This window comes from Mucilaginibacter sp. (genome assembly GCF_964263795.1).
In the GTDB taxonomy this organism is placed as follows: domain Bacteria; phylum Bacteroidota; class Bacteroidia; order Sphingobacteriales; family Sphingobacteriaceae; genus Mucilaginibacter.
The window spans coordinates 46,037-64,559 of sequence record NZ_CAXVWK010000032.1 but is presented as its reverse complement, the minus strand read 5'-3'; the positions used below and the strand labels follow the sequence as shown (position 1 = coordinate 64,559).

Annotated in this window: 18 protein-coding genes; 6 read left to right on the top strand and 12 right to left on the bottom strand. The window is 44.5% G+C overall.

The window, feature by feature from the left end:
- Positions 1-163: 163 nt before the first annotated feature.
- A complete protein-coding gene (locus ACE5CV_RS06380) occupies positions 164-2,842 on the top strand; it encodes a ThuA domain-containing protein (RefSeq protein WP_374949335.1) in 2,679 nt (892 codons plus the stop codon).
- A 58-nt stretch (positions 2,843-2,900) separates the two neighbouring features.
- Positions 2,901-5,255, top strand: a complete 2,355-nt coding sequence (locus tag ACE5CV_RS06375) for a TonB-dependent receptor (protein ID WP_374949334.1) — start codon at positions 2,901-2,903, stop codon at positions 5,253-5,255.
- Positions 5,256-5,289: 34 nt separating this feature from the next.
- Here the strand turns inward: ACE5CV_RS06375 and ACE5CV_RS06370 are convergent, their stop codons facing one another.
- The 5 genes from ACE5CV_RS06370 to ACE5CV_RS06350 all read right to left on the bottom strand — a co-directional run bounded on the left by ACE5CV_RS06370 (position 5,290) and on the right by ACE5CV_RS06350 (position 8,556).
- Positions 5,290-6,834, bottom strand: coding sequence for an MFS transporter (locus ACE5CV_RS06370; protein WP_374949333.1), 1,545 nt, complete (start codon positions 6,832-6,834; stop codon positions 5,290-5,292).
- A 55-nt stretch (positions 6,835-6,889) separates the two neighbouring features.
- Positions 6,890-7,318, bottom strand: coding sequence for a GNAT family N-acetyltransferase (locus ACE5CV_RS06365; RefSeq protein ID WP_374949332.1), 429 nt, complete (start codon positions 7,316-7,318; stop codon positions 6,890-6,892).
- A 113-nt stretch (positions 7,319-7,431) separates the two neighbouring features.
- Positions 7,432-7,728, bottom strand: a complete 297-nt coding sequence (locus ACE5CV_RS06360; protein ID WP_374949331.1) for a hypothetical protein — start codon at positions 7,726-7,728, stop codon at positions 7,432-7,434.
- A 51-nt stretch (positions 7,729-7,779) separates the two neighbouring features.
- Positions 7,780-8,058 carry a DUF4342 domain-containing protein gene (locus tag ACE5CV_RS06355; protein ID WP_374949330.1) on the bottom strand — a complete coding sequence of 93 codons (279 nt, stop codon included), beginning with the start codon at positions 8,056-8,058 and terminating at the stop codon, positions 7,780-7,782.
- 51 nt (positions 8,059-8,109) lie between these two features.
- Positions 8,110-8,556: a BLUF domain-containing protein gene (locus ACE5CV_RS06350; protein ID WP_374949329.1), complete on the bottom strand. Its 447-nt coding sequence runs from the start codon at positions 8,554-8,556 to the stop codon at positions 8,110-8,112.
- Between the two features lie 734 nt (positions 8,557-9,290).
- Between ACE5CV_RS06350 and ACE5CV_RS06345 the strand changes: the two genes are divergently transcribed.
- The gene (locus ACE5CV_RS06345; protein ID WP_374949328.1) at positions 9,291-9,713 is read left to right on the top strand and encodes a secondary thiamine-phosphate synthase enzyme YjbQ; all 423 of its coding nucleotides are present in this window, start codon (positions 9,291-9,293) and stop codon (positions 9,711-9,713) included.
- A gap of 84 nt (positions 9,714-9,797) precedes the next feature.
- Positions 9,798-10,199 (top strand): hypothetical protein, encoded by a 402-nt coding sequence (locus tag ACE5CV_RS06340; protein WP_374949327.1) that lies wholly within the window; start codon positions 9,798-9,800, stop codon positions 10,197-10,199.
- Between the two features lie 122 nt (positions 10,200-10,321).
- Here the strand turns inward: ACE5CV_RS06340 and ACE5CV_RS06335 are convergent, their stop codons facing one another.
- Genes ACE5CV_RS06335 through fdhD form a run of 3 tightly spaced genes read right to left on the bottom strand, consistent with a single transcriptional unit; the run spans position 10,322 to position 13,848 of the window.
- The gene (locus ACE5CV_RS06335; RefSeq protein ID WP_374949326.1) at positions 10,322-12,643 is read right to left on the bottom strand and encodes an FdhF/YdeP family oxidoreductase; all 2,322 of its coding nucleotides are present in this window, start codon (positions 12,641-12,643) and stop codon (positions 10,322-10,324) included.
- On the bottom strand, positions 12,627-12,995 hold the full coding sequence (locus ACE5CV_RS06330; protein ID WP_374949325.1) for a hypothetical protein: 369 nt from the start codon (positions 12,993-12,995) through the stop codon (positions 12,627-12,629). Before ACE5CV_RS06330 ends, ACE5CV_RS06335 begins: the two co-directional genes overlap by 17 nt.
- The gene (gene fdhD / locus ACE5CV_RS06325) at positions 12,973-13,848 is read right to left on the bottom strand and encodes a formate dehydrogenase accessory sulfurtransferase FdhD (RefSeq protein WP_374949324.1); all 876 of its coding nucleotides are present in this window, start codon (positions 13,846-13,848) and stop codon (positions 12,973-12,975) included. Before fdhD ends, ACE5CV_RS06330 begins: the two co-directional genes overlap by 23 nt.
- Positions 13,849-13,955: 107 nt before the next feature.
- Here fdhD and ACE5CV_RS06320 point away from each other — a divergent pair, with 107 nt between their 5' ends.
- A complete protein-coding gene (locus ACE5CV_RS06320) occupies positions 13,956-14,198 on the top strand; it encodes a MoaD/ThiS family protein (protein WP_374949323.1) in 243 nt (80 codons plus the stop codon).
- Between the two features lie 15 nt (positions 14,199-14,213).
- On the top strand, positions 14,214-14,633 hold the full coding sequence (locus tag ACE5CV_RS06315; RefSeq protein WP_374949322.1) for a molybdenum cofactor biosynthesis protein MoaE: 420 nt from the start codon (positions 14,214-14,216) through the stop codon (positions 14,631-14,633).
- Between the two features lie 9 nt (positions 14,634-14,642).
- On the opposite strand, the gene ACE5CV_RS06310 is transcribed toward ACE5CV_RS06315, so the two are convergent.
- From ACE5CV_RS06310 to ACE5CV_RS06295, 4 genes are read right to left on the bottom strand one after another with little or no spacing between them, the layout of a single operon-like run.
- Complete coding sequence (locus ACE5CV_RS06310; protein WP_374949321.1) at positions 14,643-15,701, bottom strand: ThiF family adenylyltransferase; 1,059 nt, start codon at positions 15,699-15,701, stop codon at positions 14,643-14,645.
- Complete coding sequence (locus tag ACE5CV_RS06305; RefSeq protein ID WP_374949320.1) at positions 15,691-16,872, bottom strand: NTP transferase domain-containing protein; 1,182 nt, start codon at positions 16,870-16,872, stop codon at positions 15,691-15,693. Before ACE5CV_RS06305 ends, ACE5CV_RS06310 begins: the two co-directional genes overlap by 11 nt.
- A complete protein-coding gene (gene moaC, locus ACE5CV_RS06300) occupies positions 16,853-17,323 on the bottom strand; it encodes a cyclic pyranopterin monophosphate synthase MoaC (protein WP_374949319.1) in 471 nt (156 codons plus the stop codon). The genes ACE5CV_RS06305 and moaC overlap by 20 nt, the downstream gene beginning before the upstream one ends.
- 2 nt (positions 17,324-17,325) lie before the next feature.
- Entirely contained in the window at positions 17,326-18,519 is a 1,194-nt protein-coding gene (locus ACE5CV_RS06295) for a molybdopterin molybdotransferase MoeA (protein ID WP_374949318.1), read from the bottom strand.
- Positions 18,520-18,523: the final 4 nt, after the last annotated feature.

Below are 18,523 nucleotides of genomic sequence, written 5' to 3'. Positions count from 1 at the left end.
AAAAGTTTTTGTTAACGTTAAATAAGCTGCGATTTTATTTGATTACTTTACTTTTTTAACTGCGTAACAAAATCACGATAATAATTAATACCTATTGCGTATTAAACACACAATGAGTATTTTGTGCTGCTATTTCAACAGCGTTAAACCGATAAATATTTATATGAGATTAAAATTTACCTTATCATTTGCCGCACTATGCGCGGTGATATTTATTTACAGTAAAATTCCGGTAAAGCCGCGAATACTGGTGTTCACCAAAACATCAGGTTATCACCATGCCTCAATCCCTTTGGGTAGTGCCGCCATTATCAAATTAGGGCAAGAGAACAATTTTGCGGTAGATACTACGTCCGACGCTGCTAAAATCACAGAGAGTAACCTAGGCAAATACTCAGCAGTAGTATTTTTAAGTACTACCGGTTACATGCTCAATAATTACCAGCAGGCCGACCTGGAGCGCTATATGCAGGCGGGCGGTAATTTTGTAGGGGTGCATGCCGCTGCAGATGCCGAATATGATTGGGCTTATTACGGCCGTTTGGTTGGCGGTTTTTTTGACAGCCATCCCGAGCAGCAAGAGGCAAAGTTAAATGTAGTTGATAAAAACCATGCATCAACCCGCTCGCTCCCCGATGTTTGGACGCGTAAGGATGAGTGGTATAACTACAAAAACCTGAGCAAAAAAATACATGTATTGATCAATCTGGACGAAACAAGCTACAAAGGCGGCAACAATGGCGTTAACCATCCTATTGCCTGGTATCAAAATTTTGAGAACGGCCGTTCTTTTTATACTGGATTGGGACATACGGACGAATCATACAGCGACCCTGCCTTTTTAAAACACTTATTAGGTGGCATCCAATATGCCATTGGCGACAATAAAAAACTGGATTACTCGAGGGCTACAACTCAATGCGTACCTGAAGAAAATCGTTTTGCAAAAACACAACTGAACGAGGGCACCTTATTTGAGCCGACCGAAATGACCGTGTTGCCTAACCTGGATATCCTGGTGGCACAAAGACGTGGTGAAGTGATGATCTATAAGAACAGCACCAAAACTATGAAACAGGCGCTTAAGCTTGACGTTTACTGGAAGACCCATACCAAAGGAGTTAACGCTGAAGAAGGCATCCTAGGTTTAAAAGCTGACCCTGATTTTAAAAACAATCATTTTGTGTACGTTTATTACAGCCCTGTAGATACATCGGTTAACCGTCTGTCACGATTTACCCTGACCGGCGATTCCATCAATATAAAAAGTGAAAAGATTGTCTTACAACTTTATTCCCAGCGCGAGATCTGCTGCCATACAGGCGGATCGATAGCTTTCGGCCCGGATAGGATGTTGTTCCTTTCAACAGGTGACAACTCTACCCCTTTTGATGAGCCGGGTAAACGTACCATCAATACTCATGCTTTCGCACCTTTAGATGATCGCCCTGAATTTTTGAACCACGACGCAAGGCGTTCGGCAGGTAACACGAATGATCTGCGCGGAAAGATCCTGCGTATCAAAATGAATGAGGATGGTACTTATGCTATACCTGATGGTAACTTGTTCAAAAAAGGACAAGCAAAAACCCGCCCCGAGATTTATGTAATGGGCGACAGGAACCCTTACCGTATCCAGGTTGACCCTAAGAACAGCTATCTGTACTGGGGCGAAGTTGGCCCGGATGCACAGGCAGATAGTTTGGAAACACGCGGCCCACGTGGCTACGATGAATTTAACCAGGCTAAAACAGCAGGCTTTTTCGGCTGGCCATATTTCATTGCTAATAATATTCCCTATCGCGAATATGATTATGCTACAGGCAAGGTAGGTATCAAATTTGATCCTATGCACCCTGTTAATAATTCCCGTAATAATACAGGTTTGGTTGATCTGCCGCCGGCACAGCCGGCAATGATCTATTATCCTTACGCAGCTTCTAAAGAGTTTCCGCAAGTAGGTACAGGCGGCCGTAACGCAATGGCAGGGCCTGTTTATTATACAGATATGTATCCTAAGGCAACGCGCATGCCTGATTATTTCAATAAAAAAGTAATCTTTTACGATTGGATTCGTGGGTGGATCAAGCTGTTAACTTTGCAACCTAACGGCGACCTGGATAAAATGGAACCATTTATGGCGGGTACAAAATTCAATAACCCTATTGATATGGAAACCGGGCCTGATGGTAAGATCTACGTATTGGAATACGGATCCGGCTGGTTTGCAAAAAACAAGGATGCTGGTATTGCCCGTTTAGATTACAACACTGGCAACCGTGCTCCTGAAGTGGCAAGCATTACATCAGACAAAAGTTACGGGGCTTTGCCTTTGCCGGTAACATTTACGGTTAAAGCTACCGATCCTGAAAAAAATAATATGACCTACATTTGGAATTTAGGCAACGGTGTTAAGAAAACCACCACTCTTCCTAAGCTTATATATACATACACTAAAAAAGGAAACTATAATGTTTCTGTTGACGTGAAGGACGATATGGGTGCAACAGGAACCAGCAAAACCACTGCGGTTTTAGCAGGGCAGGATTCGCCGGACATGAAAGCTAAAATGGCTAAAATGAAGGCAAATGCAGTTGGCAAAGCACTGGTAATGTCGATGGATTGCAAGGCTTGCCATAAAGTATCCGAAAAATCTGTAGGCCCGTCATTTACCGATGTTGCCAAAAAATATCCGGCTAACGCAGCGTCTACTGCTCATTTGAGCAGGAAGATAGTTACAGGTGGCCACGGCGTTTGGGGCGATGTTGATATGCCAGCACACCCAAGCATTAAGCCGGCAGAAACCAAGGCAATTGTAAATTGGATCTACTCACTTAAATAAGAAATGCATTTCTTTACGGCGGATATGGTGAAAACATCATATCCGCTTTTTATTTTTTATGAAACAACTACTCTCCTTTTTATTATTCCTGAGCATAATCAGTTCAGCGTTTGCACAAAACCGATCAAATTTTAATGGTACTGTTACCAATGCCAACCAACAGCCGGTGGTTGGGGCTACGGTAAGTTTACTAAACACCAATTTTGTAACCGGTACAAACACCAAAGGTGTATTTGGATTCGTGGGCATTCCTAACGGACGGTACACTTTACGCATTAGCAGTGTGGGTTATGCAGCTATCAATCAATTTATAGTTGTGGACGGTAACCAAACAACAAATGTCCATTTGACAGAAAGCAGCAACAGGTTAGAAGAGGTTGTTGTAACCGCGCAAAAGCGAGAGGAAGCAGCACAACAGGTCCCTGTAAGTATATCTACTCTTTCGGCAAAGCAGGTGCAAGATTACCGCGTTTGGAACCTGCGCGACCTCACATCTATAATACCTAACCTTTATTCCGCCAATCCGGGTGATGGGCGTAACGTTACCGGTGTCCGGGGTATTGCAACCACATCGTACGATCCTGCGATTGCAACTTATATAGATGGTGTTAATCAATTTGGCCTGGATACCTATATACCTCAATTATTTGATGTAGAACGTGTTGAAGTTTTACGCGGCCCGCAGGGTACTTTATTTGGCCGTAACGCCATGGGCGGTGTAATCAACGTGATTACTAAACAACCGGAAAACTTTACAACCGGCTTTGCCGAAGTTAACTTTGGCAGTTACGGGCAGCGGCGGTATAGTCTGGGTTTACGTACGCCTTTGATCAAGGATAAACTTTTTTTAGGCGTAGCCGGTTTGTATGATGGTTTTAATGGGTTTTACACTAATCAGTTCAATAACACTAAACTAGATAAGCAGCACTCTTTTACAGGCAATTATTATATTAAATACCTGGCTTCGCAGTCGTTTAATCTGACACTTAATATAAAAAATTACGCCAATCGTAACAACGGACCGTTTGCTTTAAGTGGATCACCTGCAGATGCCTTGGCTCAGCCTTTTCAGGTGAGCCAGGATGCAACAACTAGAATGATAGATAACATTTTTAACGCTTCACTATCTGCGAATTACGCCGGTAAGGGATTCAACTTTACATCAAATAGCACTTATCAGCAAAATTACCGTTACTACACTGTGCCGATCGATGGTGATTTTTCGCCGGCAGATGCAGTGTCTGTTGTAAACAATTATGGCCCGTCATTCAACAAGGTAAAAGTCGCTACGCAGGAATTCAGATTCTCCTCACCGGCATCGGCAACTAATTGGAAATGGACAACCGGGCTTTATGGTTTTTACCGTTACAGCCCAAGTAAAACAGGCACCCACTTTGGTACCGATGCAGCGTTAATAGGCTCGCCTGTGACGGATGCAACTGCAATAAACACCAACATAGAACGTAATTACGGCGCAGCAATTTTTGGGCAGATAACTTATACCATTAACCCACAGCTGGATATCACCGCCGGGTTACGATATGATTATGAGCACAAGAAAGAGCACGTTAAAGGCGAATTCCAGCCGGATGGAGCCGACCCGATCACGACCCAAAACGATACCTCATCAACCGCACACTTTAAAGCATTTACGCCTAAAGTGAGCATTGCATACCATGTTACCGATAATAATAATCTATACGCGGCTTACAGCCGGGGTTTCAGGGCCGGCGGTATCAGCCAGTTAGGATCTGATCCATCACAACCGCCTTTGTTTTCCTTTAAGCCGGAATTTAGTAATAACTACGAGATCGGGTCAAAGAACTCGTTTTTAAACAACCGTTTACGCATCAATTTATCACTGTTTTATATAGCTGTGGATAATGCGCAGGTACCCACTCTTATTTTGCCGGCAGCAATAACCCTTACCCGTAATGCAGGCAGATTAAATAGTAAGGGTGCCGAAGCAGAATTTGCTGCAACACTGCTGAAGGGTTTAGAACTGGCTTATAACTTTGGTTATACCCACGCTCGTTACACCGATCTGCAGGTGGCAAGCAACGGCGCAGTCGTTAATTTAAACGGCAACAAGCAGGTCTATACGCCAAATGTGACATCATCGCTGGCGCTACAGTACGGCTACGCGTTGGGTGGTAACCTGCAAACAAAGTTAATAGCCCGCGGCGAATGGCGCTATTTAGGCAACCAATATTTCGATTTGGCCAACCAGATAGAGCAGAAAGCTTACAATTCGTTTAATGCCCGTATAGGCATAAGCACAACCCGCTACGAAATATTTGTTTGGGGCAGCAACCTCAGCAATAAACACTACATCGATTATGCGTATGATTTTGGCGCATCGCATTTAGGTAATCCGCGTGTATACGGTGTTACCATGCGTAAAAATTTTTAGTATGATTACAACGGGTCGCATGATAGCGGCCCGTTTAACTGCTGTCTGACTTTGGCGGGTTCTTTATAAAAATCAATGCCATAAGCGATGCGATGAAAGCCAGCCCGCTGGCGATTTTCATTACCTTGCCATAAGCCGAGATAAAACTCGTATGAAACGCCTCCCCAACTTTCTCTTTATCGGAAGATTTAACTATTAGCGGAACTTTTGCATCGCCAAGATTTACGGCCTGATTTAATACAGACTGTTGAGCCTGGGGATCAAGTTTCATTGGGGTTACTTGGTTTTGCAGCTGCCCCGAAAAGAAGAGTACAGCCAGCGCACCTATCACTGCATTAGCAAATACGTTAGCTATTCGCGTTAATGCATTGTTTACGCCTGAAGCGGCACCCGAAAGGTGCTCATCCACCGAACCCATAACTGCAGCAGTGAGCGGAGCTACTGTGAACGACATGCCCAAACCAAAAACTATGATGCCCGGAAAAAAAGTAACCCAATAAGCTGATGGCCCGGGGGTTTGTTTGATGAACGATAAGATCAGTAGCCCGGCACCAGTCACCGCAGGGCCGGTAACAAGCAGTAATTTAGGCCCATGCTTGTCAGCAATAGCACCGGCAAAGCGAGCCACACTCATCATAAGAATAGTGAACGGCAAAAAAGTAAGTCCTGATTGCAACTGTGTATACCCTTGCACTTGTACCAGGTTGAGGCCCATAAAAAGCATCCCTGCACCTAAGCCGGCATATAAAAAAAAGGTGAGCAGGTTAGCACCGCTAAAGGTGGCATTTTTGAAAAGTTGGAGCGGCATCATTGGGTACCTGCTCCGTTTTTCTATAACAACAAAACAGATCAGGAGCATAACACCTCCTAATAATGGTGCATACACCTGCCAATTTACAAAACCAACTTCCGGAGCGCGCAAAAAACCGAACGTTAAACACGCCAGACCCAATGCGATGGCTACTGCTCCCCAAACATCAATCGATTGATCAACACTTTCGTCGCGGCTTTCTGCAACAAAGCGCCACAGGAAAATTAATGCTGTTATACCAATAGGGATGTTAATGAAAAAAATGTACCGCCACAGTCCGGCATCGGCAAAGGCACCACCAAGAATTGGGCCGCCCATCGTAACAATGGTGGTAAAGGCCGACCATGTGCCGATCGCTTTACCCCGTTCCTTTTGAGTAATAGCTGATGATATCAGCGACAAACTACCAGGTATCATGAGTGCACCTCCAAACCCCTGCAACACGCGGAAGGCAATAAGAAACGGCACATTTGGGGAAAAACCGCAGGCTGCAGAGCCGCAGATAAAAACGAAGATCCCCGCCATAAAAACCTTTTTACGGCCAAGCTTGTCGCCCAATGAACCGCCAACTAAGATTATCGCGGCAAGTATCAATAAGTAGGCATTTAATATCCAGAAAAGGTCTGTACCACTGGCATTAAGATTTTTTTGCAATGACGGCAAAACAACATTTAAAGCAGTACCATCTATAAACGCCATAGCCGACGCCATTATGGACGATACCATAATCCATTTGCCAGCCTTACTGTTTAGCGCTACTGTAGCCATAGTACTAAGCTACAATTTAATTTAGTAAGCTTGTTTGCAATCGTTTTGTATATGGCTAGCCCTTTACCACCAGTGCATTTACATCATCAAGTAAAAAACAATGCGAAAATTTAGTCATGCCGGTCTTTGGGTAGTAATCTATAGCGGCAGGTGCAGCCAGCAGTATCAGTTTAGCAGTCGGCGTATGTAATTTTGTTTCGCGGATGAGGCGGACACCGATGCCTGATTTTTGAAATTGAACATCAACGGCCAGATCTGACAGATAGGTGCAAAACGCAAAGTCGGTTAGCGATCGGGCCACACCGAGAAGTTTGCCATTGTTACGGGCGGTAATAATAAGGCTGGCATTTTTAAGCATTGATTCTATGCGGGCCACATCGTTTACCGGGCGGCGTTCGCCAAGTGTGCTACGGTTTAGCACATCGATGAATTCTTCGGTGGGCAGTGAGTACTCGCGCTGAAAATCAATATTCTGCAAAGCCATATAAACCGGTTTAAGTAAGCTAATAGGCCAAATGTGATAAAATCAACCAGAAAGCCAATAGGCCAACTCAAACAAACGGGTTAGTCCAGCCAGGTGTAGGAATTGTTAGCAATTTAATAAACGCCATCGGGTGGTTGGTAGTCCAGGATAAAGTCGGCTATTTCTTTTTGTTCGTCAGCAGATAATTGTTTACCACGGTATTCCCAGTCGGCATTTTCTTTATTAACATTCATCTCCCCCAAAAAATTCGGATCGTTTTCGTCCACATGTTCAATAAACTCGCGGTGGTCATCGGTTAAAAAATCGGCGTTGAATAATTTATAAATTCCCGTTTCCCATAGTCCCCTTGCGGTTACTATTTCCACTTCCCGCTCGTTAGTTGTACCTTGATTTACTTTTAAAACAACCATAAATTTTAGCCTTTAAATAACAGACAAGTAAGTGTTAAACTTGTTTCATTTTCAAACGTGATCTGACTTGATTTCGTTGTCGGCAACTTCAATAATCTCTCGCTCAACTGTAATTGTGCATTCACTAACGAAGGCGGCCAATGCGCCAACAGCAGCAAATACCGGGGCGAATATTGCAGCCACCACACCAATGGTAAGCGGAAACGAAAGTAGCTCCCTGCATGATTTATCATTGATAGTAATTCGTGTAACGTTACCTTCGGCAATTAACTCTTTGATTGTTTTAAGTAGGTTTTCGCCGTGCAGGCTAAAGGTTTCTTTTGTTGTCATGACAGTTTAGTTTTGAACTTTAGACAACCTGACTGACGAAATATTACAGCATTATTTGACAAAACTAAGTAACAGGCCCATAGCGAGGTACATTCCCGTTTTTTCAAAAAAATCTTTTAGCAATAATACCGATGGGTGAAGCCCGCTTTCAGCAATCTCCGGATCAGCGGTCTCGGAGAAATCACTAAATTTAGAAAATTCTTTCGCAGTGGTTTTTTTAAACGCCATAGGCCATTGGCCAAAATGGCGCTCGGAAATTTCGCCTTGAGCCAGCTTTACAACGCCGGTATGGCGGTTATCTTTGTTAATTCTTTCGAATGCGGCGTTTATATCTTTCTTCTCCCCTTCCAAAACCTGCATAAACGTCCCTTCGCTGTATAACATTATACCTGTGATACCATCTCGTTTATTATTAGTACGGCTGGTATTCACAATTTTGTTGAGCTCCTCACCGCTTAAGGGGGCGGTGGCAGCACTTACATAACAAATGTATTGCATTTAGATAGGGGTCTGTACTTTACTGTAAATATTTATCATTAGGTGTTTAAAAAAATAATGAACCATGATTTTTGTCATTTTAATAATTTGCCTTTCCGGAAACTAGATTTGTAATACAAATTGTAAAAATCTAAAGGTTTAATAATATAATCGTCCATCCTGTGTCAATGCAAGTCCTGATTATCTATTTTCATACAATACGGCAGTCATGACAATTATCACCGGCCTGTTCTATCTATGATTGTTGCGCCTATCTAAATCTAGCAGTTTAACTGCACGTGATTCACTCAATTATTTTCACGATATCGTGTATAAAAAAATGCTTGTGGCCCGTTTGGACTTTGGAATTAAACAGATCTTTAGTTCCTCCAGCGATTAGTAGGTGGTTGATAGCTTCGCTATCATGTTCCTATTAGGCCTTATTGATTAAACTCTGTAAAATCTTCGTTATAATCTACCGGCTAATTCCAGGGAAACAAGATGTAGCCTTTTGTATCCAATTGAGATACAGGTAATACTACAATAAACCCCGGCACGTTAAACAGATGAAGCAAGCGGCGATCGTTCAAAAATGACCCTTGTGGTAACCTCATCCTGTAAATAGATAGACAGCACTTGCGCCCGAAGGCACTACAGATGCTGTTATAAAGTAAAGTCGAAGGAGATACTGGCCCAATTACGTTGCTGGGCAAAACAAGGCTACATCAATACGTGTTGAATAATTTACATCGCCCATGAAAATATTTCAGCAAACAATAAGTCTCGGCCAAAGACGCCGTGGCTTCCATATCATAACATCAGAAATTGAGCGTGCGCTGCCCCAAATCAGGGAACTGAAGGCGGGCATTTGCCAGGTGTTCATCCAACATACTTCTGCATCGCTTACGATCAATGAAAATGCCGATCCGACCGTTAGACAGGATTTTGAGATGTATTTTAACAAGGCAGTGCCCGAAAATGACCCCGATTACCAGCACGATTATGAAGGTTCTGACGATATGCCTGCACACCTTAAAGCAGCGATGCTGGGCTCATCGGTAACCATACCGGTGACTAACGGAAGGCTTGCTTTGGGTACCTGGCAAGGCGTTTATCTGTGTGAGCACCGTGACCATGGCGGCAGCCGCAAGCTTGTAATAACTGCGTGGGGCGAATAGTGTCGTTATCTACCCTGATATTTGTCGTATTAGCACCATGGTAGTTTGCCGCCCTGCAGCTAAATTTGGGTGTAATTCAATAAGATGGAAACGATAGAAATTAAACAGTCCGAAAAGCAGATCATTGCATCCGAAGCAATGCTGCTGAACAGCAGTTTCAACATGGTGTGCCTTAATGGTACATCGTTCAACGACATTTCGGCAACGAATGTAAAGATCGCCGATGCCAACCTAAGCGACCTGGAGATTGAAGGCGCGCAATTAGGCGGCGCCTACATCCACAAAATTGGTATGCCGCCTGAGGGCCACCCGGCTTATGACCCCAATAAAAAGCAACGCCCTTTACGGTTTGAGGACTGTGACCTTAATAACAGTAGCATCCATAACTGCGATCTGTCGGGTGTTGCCATAACGGATTGTAACACCGCAGGCATGACCGTAAACGGGATAGCAGTAGATGAACTTTTAAAAGCTTATAAGGGGTAAAAAACGACACAACTATTAACAAAGGTTTACACTTTTTGCAATTTTATTTTATAAATAGTTGTCAATCAACTATTTACAAAAAACGTGGGTTAACATGATTTTGGGTCTTTTGTAATGTTATATTATACGTGTGGCTGGTGTTTTTTAATCTTTACAAATATAAGTTTGGTGGTAGGGCAATTGCTTTTTATTGCTACACTATTAATCGGAACCAATACATTACCTTCAGGATAGTATACCGCAGTGTTGCGTTCCGGTATGTCATAGGGTACAATCACAAATAGCCGGGCTACGCGTTCAATTCCATCATAGTAATTAAAAATATCAACCTTATCACCCTGTAAAAACCCTGCTTTAGCAATATCCTTCGGGTTCATAAAAATCACCCTGCGCTCATTATGTATGCCGCGATACCGATCTTCCAAACCGTAAATAGTGGTATTGAACTGGTCATGACTGCGGATGGTGGTCAAAATGTATTCATCATCCGCCATTGAATGATCCGGGATCTCCGTAATTGTAAACGGTGCTTTATCCTTAAATGCTTCCGTTTCAAACTTGCCCTCGCGCGCTGCATTAGGCAGGTAAAAGCCTCCGGGCAACCTTACCCGTTGATTGTAGTTTTCAAAGCCGGGGATCACTTTGCCAATATCATCACGTACCGCATCGTAACTGTTGCCAAGCCTGTCCCAATCAACTACAGTGCGTCTCGCCAGGGTTGCTTTAGCCAGCTCACATATTATTTGTGTTTCGTTTAGTAGCTCTGTGGATACCGGCTCGAGTATCCCTTTAGACATTTGCACCACCCCCATCGAGTTTTCGCAGCTGATAAACTGCTCTACACCGCCCACTATGTCGTTATCGCTGCGGGCAAGTGTCGGCAAAATTATCGCTTCCTCACCGTGTATCAGGTGGCTGCGGTTAAGTTTGGTAGATACATGTACCGATAGTTCCAATTTGCGCATTGCGGCGGCGGTGAAATTAGTGTCGGGGGTTGCCGAAAGGAAATTGCCACCCATCGCAAAAAACACTTTGAGCTTGCCCTCATTCATTGCCTTTATCGAATCAACTACGTCAAACCCGTGCTCTTGCGGCGGGTTAAAACCGTAAAGCTCCTGAATCTTTTCCAGCTGCTTTTTCTGCGGCTTATCATATATCAGCATCGTACGGTTACCCTGTACATTACTGTGCCCGCGTACAGGGCATAAACCGGCGCCGGCTTTGCCTATGCTGCCTTTTAATAGGGTAAGGTTCACAATTTCCTTTACAGTATCAACCCCGTTCTTATGCTGTGTTATGCCCATTGCCCAGCAAATAATAATCCTGCTTTTGTGCTTCAGCATGTCCGCTGCTTGCTGCGCCTGTGCTACCGGTACGCCTGCTGCAGCACAAAGGGCATCTACATCAAAGTGTTTAACCTTGTCGATAAATTCGTTGTAACCAACAGTTTTCTGGTTAATAAATTCCTGATCGAACACCTTTCCGGGCTCCTGCAATTCGGCATCGTAAAGCAGCTTTTCTATCGCCTTAAAAAGTGCCATATCGCCGTTTATCTGCACCTGCAGGTACAAATCGGCCAGTTGGGTACTGATACCCATAATACCCTTAGCCGATTGCGGATTTTTGAATGCCATTAAACCTGCTTCATGCAAAGGGTTTATTGCAATGATCTTGGATCCTTTTTTCTTAGCCTTTTCCAACGCGGTGAGCATCCTGGGGTGATTGGTACCGGGATTTTGGCCCATTATAATGATCACGTCCGTATCGTAAAAGTCATTAAGGGTAACGGTGCCCTTACCTATACCTATACATTCTGCCAGCGCTACACTGGTTGATTCATGGCACATATTTGAGCAATCGGGCATGTTGTTAGTACCGTATTCTCTTACAAAAAGCTGGTAAACAAACGATGCCTCATTACTTGTACGGCCTGATGTATAAAACACCGCCTCGTTTGGTGATGCCAGACTGTTCAATTTAGCGCCAATTTTATGAAAAGCATCATGCCAGCTTATGGGCTGATAATGCGTACCACCTTTGGGCAGGTAAACCGGCTGTGCAATGCGGCCTTTTTTACCGATCTCCATATCGCTTAATAAAGCCAGACCTGCAACAGAATTTTGAGCGAAAAAATCGGCTGTAAGTTTTTTGGTCGTCGCCTCTTCGGCCAACGCCTTCGCTCCGTTTTCACAATACTCTGCTATGGGCGAGCGGTCATCATCCGGATCAGGCCAGGCACAGCTGCTGCAATCAAAGCCGTCCTTTTGGTTCATTTTAAAGAGTGCGCCAGGACCACGTACCGCACCCGTTTGCTCCAATATATCGGCAAAGGCAGCGGCTACTGCAGGGATACCGGCAGCCCATGTTTCGGGCTTGGTTACTTTTAAGTGCACTAACTTCTCCGGGTTTTGTGCAGCCGGCTGCTCATCAATTTCTTTGCTCATGGCTTTTCTCTGCTAACGGGTTTGGGTAATTATCGCTCTGGTCTTCGTCAACGGTATCTAAACAAGTAAAATCTTTTTCTACCAGTAGATGCAGTTCGTTTTCGGTATGGTCAAACCCAACTAGTTCTGTTCCGGTCCACTGCGCTGCTATTTTTTGTGGTACTAACAGGGTTATAATATTGTTGTGAAACGATGCGGAAACTTTATCCTGAGCGGTTGTTTGCAAAATATACGTAAGTGCGTCATCACCTATCTGGATCTTTTCCTTTATCAGGCCATCATGTGCAAAGCGTTCAACTTCGCTGCGGGTAAGCCTGTATCTTAATGAATTACTTTTGATACGAATCTTCATAAACCGGTATTTGGATGCGCTGTGGCGCGTTATAAATATTGAACCTTTCACCCCGCAAAAAACCTACTAGGGTAATATTGAATTCCCGGGCCAGCTGCACTGCCAAACTCGATGGCGCACCTACCGCGGCAATTATTGATATACCGGCCATAGCAGCTTTTTGCACCAGTTCAAAACTGGCCCTGCCGCTAAGCAGCAAAACATGGTTGTTAAGCGGTAAAATGTTTTGATTAAGGGCTGCACCGATCAGTTTGTCGAGGGCATTGTGGCGGCCAACGTCTTCACGCAGCAGCAGCAGCTTACCATCTGTAGTAAATAAAGCGCAACCATGCAGCCCGCCGGTGGCCTCAAAAACCTGTTGCATACGGCGCAGCGTATCGGGCAGCTTGATAAGCGTTTCAGTATTGATCGTAACACCGCTATCATCCCCGTTACTATAATTACTCACCGTGCGTATGGCGTTTATAGACCCCTTTCCGCACACGCCGCAGCTGGACGTAGTATAAAAGTTCCGTTCGGTGTTTTGCAATCGCGGAACGGCACCTTCGGCAAGGCTTACAACAATAACGTTCTCCTTATTTTCCGCACAGGCAATAAACTGGTGACTCGATTCCCCTACTTCATTTGCTGAGGTAATGACGCCTTCGGTAAACAGAAATCCGATGGCAAGTTCACTGTCGTTGCCCGGTGTACGCATGGTAACCGAAATATTTTGAACCGTGCGACTGTCAGCAGGGCCATGTTCCAGCCTGATTTCCAGCGGCTCTTCAATGGCAATCGCATCATTAACGGTGGTGCTTATACCATCCGCTACGCGGGTTATTGGTATGTTTTGAACGGCTTGTGGGGGCATACTCAAATATACAATTCGCTAAACCGATTGTTGCTGTTTTGCAACAACCTAATTGCGTATTCGATGTTATGAACAAGATTGTTGCATATTTGTGGCATTAATAATTTATGGAGATCAAAATACTTGCGTTTGGGATTGCCAAAGATATTTTTGGGGCAGCGTTTGTAAACCTACCTTTACCAGATAATGCAGATACTGCGCTGCTTAAGACCGCGCTCGAGAACCGATACCCAAAATTGAAACAGTTAGCCAGTTACATGGTGGCTGTAAATAACGAATATGCGGCAGATGGCCTGACAATAAACGAAAGCGACGAAATAGCCATTATACCCCCCGTGAGCGGCGGATAACAATATACTACACGGTTGGAAACACAGATAGAAATTCATTCGGAGGCATTAGATATACAGGCCTGCATCAACTGGGTCATGTCGCCTGATTCTGGTGGGATAGACGTTTTTATAGGCACAGTACGCAACGCTACCAAAGGTAAAACGGTAATAAAGCTCGATTTTGAGGCTTACGAGCCGATGGCTATTAAAGAGATGAATAAAATTGCCGAACAAGCGTTCGAAATGTGGCCTTTAAAGAAAGTGCTGGTACATCACCGCACCGGTTCATTACAAATTGGCGAGGTTCCTGTTGTGATAGCGGTATCGGCAGCTCACCGGGATGCCGCATTTGAGGCCTGCCGGTATATTATAGATACGCTAAAGCAAACTGTACCTATCTGGAAAAAAGAGTTTTTTGAAGATGGCGAGGTTTGGGTGGCCGCTCACCCATAGTGTTTAGCTTTAATCGGTTTTAAGCCAGTCGCCTAACCCACCTGATAAAGAGAAGGCGTTTACACGGGGTAATTCCTGCTGTAGCAACTTTACTGCTTCGCCGCTCCTCTTGCCCGATGAACAGTAAAAAATATACATATTACCCGCCTCAAACAGATCAAGGTTATCTGCCACCTCATCAAGCTCAAAGTGGAGCCCGCCGATATCAAATTCATCCCGTTCCTGGTCGGTGCGCACATCAACCAGTGTTGCTTTACCATCAGCTATCATCTGCCGGGTTTCCGCAGCAGTTAAGATTGGGATTTCAGCAGTAGGTTGTAATGTTCTAATGTTTGTTTTGGAGGTTTTGCCCAATCCTATTATCCTGCTTTGCATGCTTTGCGCATCAAAAAGCAGCACCTTACCAGCAAGCACCTCGCCGGTGCCTGTGATGATTTTAATAACTTCGTTTGCCTGCATACACCCGATCATACCTGCCAGAGTAGGTATTACCCCACCTACTGAACAATTGGGGATCTGTGCGGCATTTACCTGCGGATATAAGTCGCGGTAGTTAGGACCGCGGGTACCATCGGCATTAGGCAGGTTCCAAACGGCCACCTGGCCTTCGTATTGGTATATGGCCCCGTACACCAACGGCTTATTTTGTAAAACTGCGGCATCGTTTAGCAGATATCGCGTCTCGAAATTATCCGTACCATCAAGTACAAGATTGTAATCCTCAAATACTTGCAATACATTATAAGATGTGATCTTTGTAGTATGCAAGTTTATTTGTATGCCCGGATTTTGTGCGGATAACCGTGCGTGTGCAACTTCGGCCTTTAGCAAGCCAATGTCATCCGGAGTATAAAGGATCTGGCGGTGCAAATTGCTTTCTGATACCCTATCATAGTCGGCTATGCCTAATGTGCCTACCCCACTGGATGTTAAGTATTGCGCAGCAGGGCAACCCAAACCGCCTGCACCGACAATCAGTACTTTGGCCTGCTGCAACAGGCCTTGCGCCGATTGGTTAAAACCGGGCAACGCCATCTGGCAGCTATATCTTGCCCAATCATTTTGCATCTTTAGTTGCTGTTTTTTGATGAAGGATGAGTTTTATGCGCTCCATTTCTTCCGGTGTGTTAACATTGGCCAGTGCGTTCTCATCCGATTGCGAAAGTAGCGTAACGTCACTGTTGATAAGTACCTTACGAGGACAGGAATATCCTTGTGATAAAAATTGAAGTAACTTTGGATAACCTTTTGGTTCATAAATAGTTATCAGCGGTTCCGGAAAGTCATTATGCTGACTTTTAAATGCCGTAGCGATGCTCGCCGGGTTACGGTTAACTACCAGCGTTTGTAATACTACGTCGTCGACCAGCGGTAAATCACAGGCAATAACCAGCCATGCACAATCAGGCTGCTGGCGGAAAGCCGATAAGATAGCACCATACGGCCCAAGGCCGGTGAAGCTATCTGGGATGCTTGAATAATCAGGGTCTATCTCCTGTTGCTGGTCTACGTCCCGGCAGGATATAAACACGTTGGAGCAATGTTTTTTTAGCAAGTCGGCCATATAATAGCGCTGTTCTTTACCAAACCAATTCATTGCCCCTTTGTCCGATCCCATGCGGGTACTTTTACCACCTGCGAGTACCAGCCCATGTAAAACGGGTGTGGCCCGCTGTAAACGCTCTGCAAAGAAGTTGATGATTTGTTGAATATCTTCATTTAAACGCAGCACAGGCACTTTTCGCCATTCAGGAAAAGTGATTTGGATATAATCAGGGATCACATCAGTATTATCGGCAAGTAAAAACAATTCGACATTTGTTAATTGATCAAGCCGTTTTTGCAGTGAGGCATATTTATTAGGATCGATAATTACAACCTGAGCTTTGGCCTGCTGGTGATTACCATTTACCAAAATCAAGTCCATCTGCGAGAACAACTCCCTTTGTTTAAAAGCGTCTAATGGTTCGTTATAATTGAGTTGGCTGTAGTTGATCTGATCTGTATATTCTAAAACAGCGCCGTTAGCTAATTTGCCCGGCACTTGTACAATGTCGTTTGGATGCGAGGTGTCCGCATAAGCGCATTTGTACCGGGTAGACAGCGCGGTTATCACCTGATCGGCCAAAAATTTTATCACCGTGCAGTGTCCGCCTAAAATAGCCCATTCATTGCGCCCAAAGTTACCTGTTAAGGGTCTGGTAATGTTTGCGTGCTTGCTATGCTCTTTTGAAATCACGCTTACCTCCTGTTTTCTCGATCAACTTTGTTTCCTTGATAACAATATCATGGCTCATGGCTTTGCACATATCATAAACCGTAAGCGCCGCCATTGATGCACCGACCAAGGCCTCCATCTCGATTCCCGTTTTTGCCGTAATGCTGGCCGTGCATTGGATCACCACTTCGTAAGCTGATGAAACGCGAATGGTTACTACGCAGTTCTCCATCCCTAATGGATGACAAAGCGGGATAAGATCACCGGTTTTTTTGGCTGCCATAATACCGGCTATGATCGCCGTTTGAAAAACCGCTCCTTTTTTAGTCTGTAGTTCCCCCCCGCTTAATAATTCCATAATTTCAGCAGGTAGCACCACAATGCTTTGCGCTGTTGCCGTACGCCACGTTACCGCCTTTGCTGATACATCGACCATTGCCGGGTTATTCTGATTGTCTAAGTGACTAAGCATATTTAAAATTTGATCACGGGGAAAACTTCACCTTTTTTAAACTCATTTCGATTGGCAGGCAGTTCTATAAATGCATCTGTATCAGCTAAATTAGCAAAATCACCAGAACCATTGCCTTCAATGGGCTGCGCCTGCAATACGGCCTGCTGTGAGTAACTTAGCTTAACCTGCAAAAAGTAGGTTAACGGCGGTGCAAAATTAAAGTCAGTAATTAACTGCGCATAAATTGCAGTTTGCTTTGGCAAACCTAAAGTTGCATGTAACCATGATAAAAAATAGCGGTGCAGGCACATAAACGTGGCTACCGGGTTACCCGGAAATGCGAATACCACAGCTCCTTTTGCGTGTTTGCCAAACCAAAACGGCTTGCCCGGCCGCTGCTGAACTTTATGAAAAAGCTTATTTACCTGCAAATCTTCAAGGGCTTGCGGTATATAATCGAATTTACCCATAGAGATGCCGCCGCTGAGCAGCAACACATCATAATTTTGAAGGCAATTTTGTATCTGAGTTTTAGTAACCTCGGGATCATCGGGGATATGAATGGTATCGGCATCCAGGCCATGATTTTTAAGCGCTGCTTTGATCGTGTAGCTATTCGAACGCCTTATCTGGTAATCAGACGGTGTATCGTTAACATCTACCAACTCATCGCCCGATGATATGATCATCACCCTGGGTAGTTTTTTGACGGTCAATAACACCGCGCCAACCGATGCTGCCAGGCTAATGATAGCAGGTGTAACCAGTTGGCCTGAACTTGCTACTACATTGCCTAATTCCTTATCCTTACCCTTTAGGTGAATATTTTGTCCTTGTTTAATATCATTAGTCAGCAACCGGGCATTGCCGTTAGTTATCTCTACATCTTCGTAACGGATTACAGTATCCAAATCACCTGACAGCGCAGCTCCCGTCATGATCTCGATGCATTCGTTGTTGGTTTCAATCGCAATCGGTTCATCTCCTGCGGCTTGGGTTGCTGCAATTCTAAACGTATTTACCCCATCTACAATATCCGAATATTTGATCGCTATACCGTCCATTGTCACCCGGTTAAAAGGCGGCAGATCGCGGTCGGCAAGAAAGTCTTTCGCTAATACACGGCCAAGGGCTTGTTCAAACGGGACCTCTTCAGTCCCGTAATCTTCTATCTGGGCGAGTATGATTTGCTCGGCTTGTTCTACGGTAATCATACTA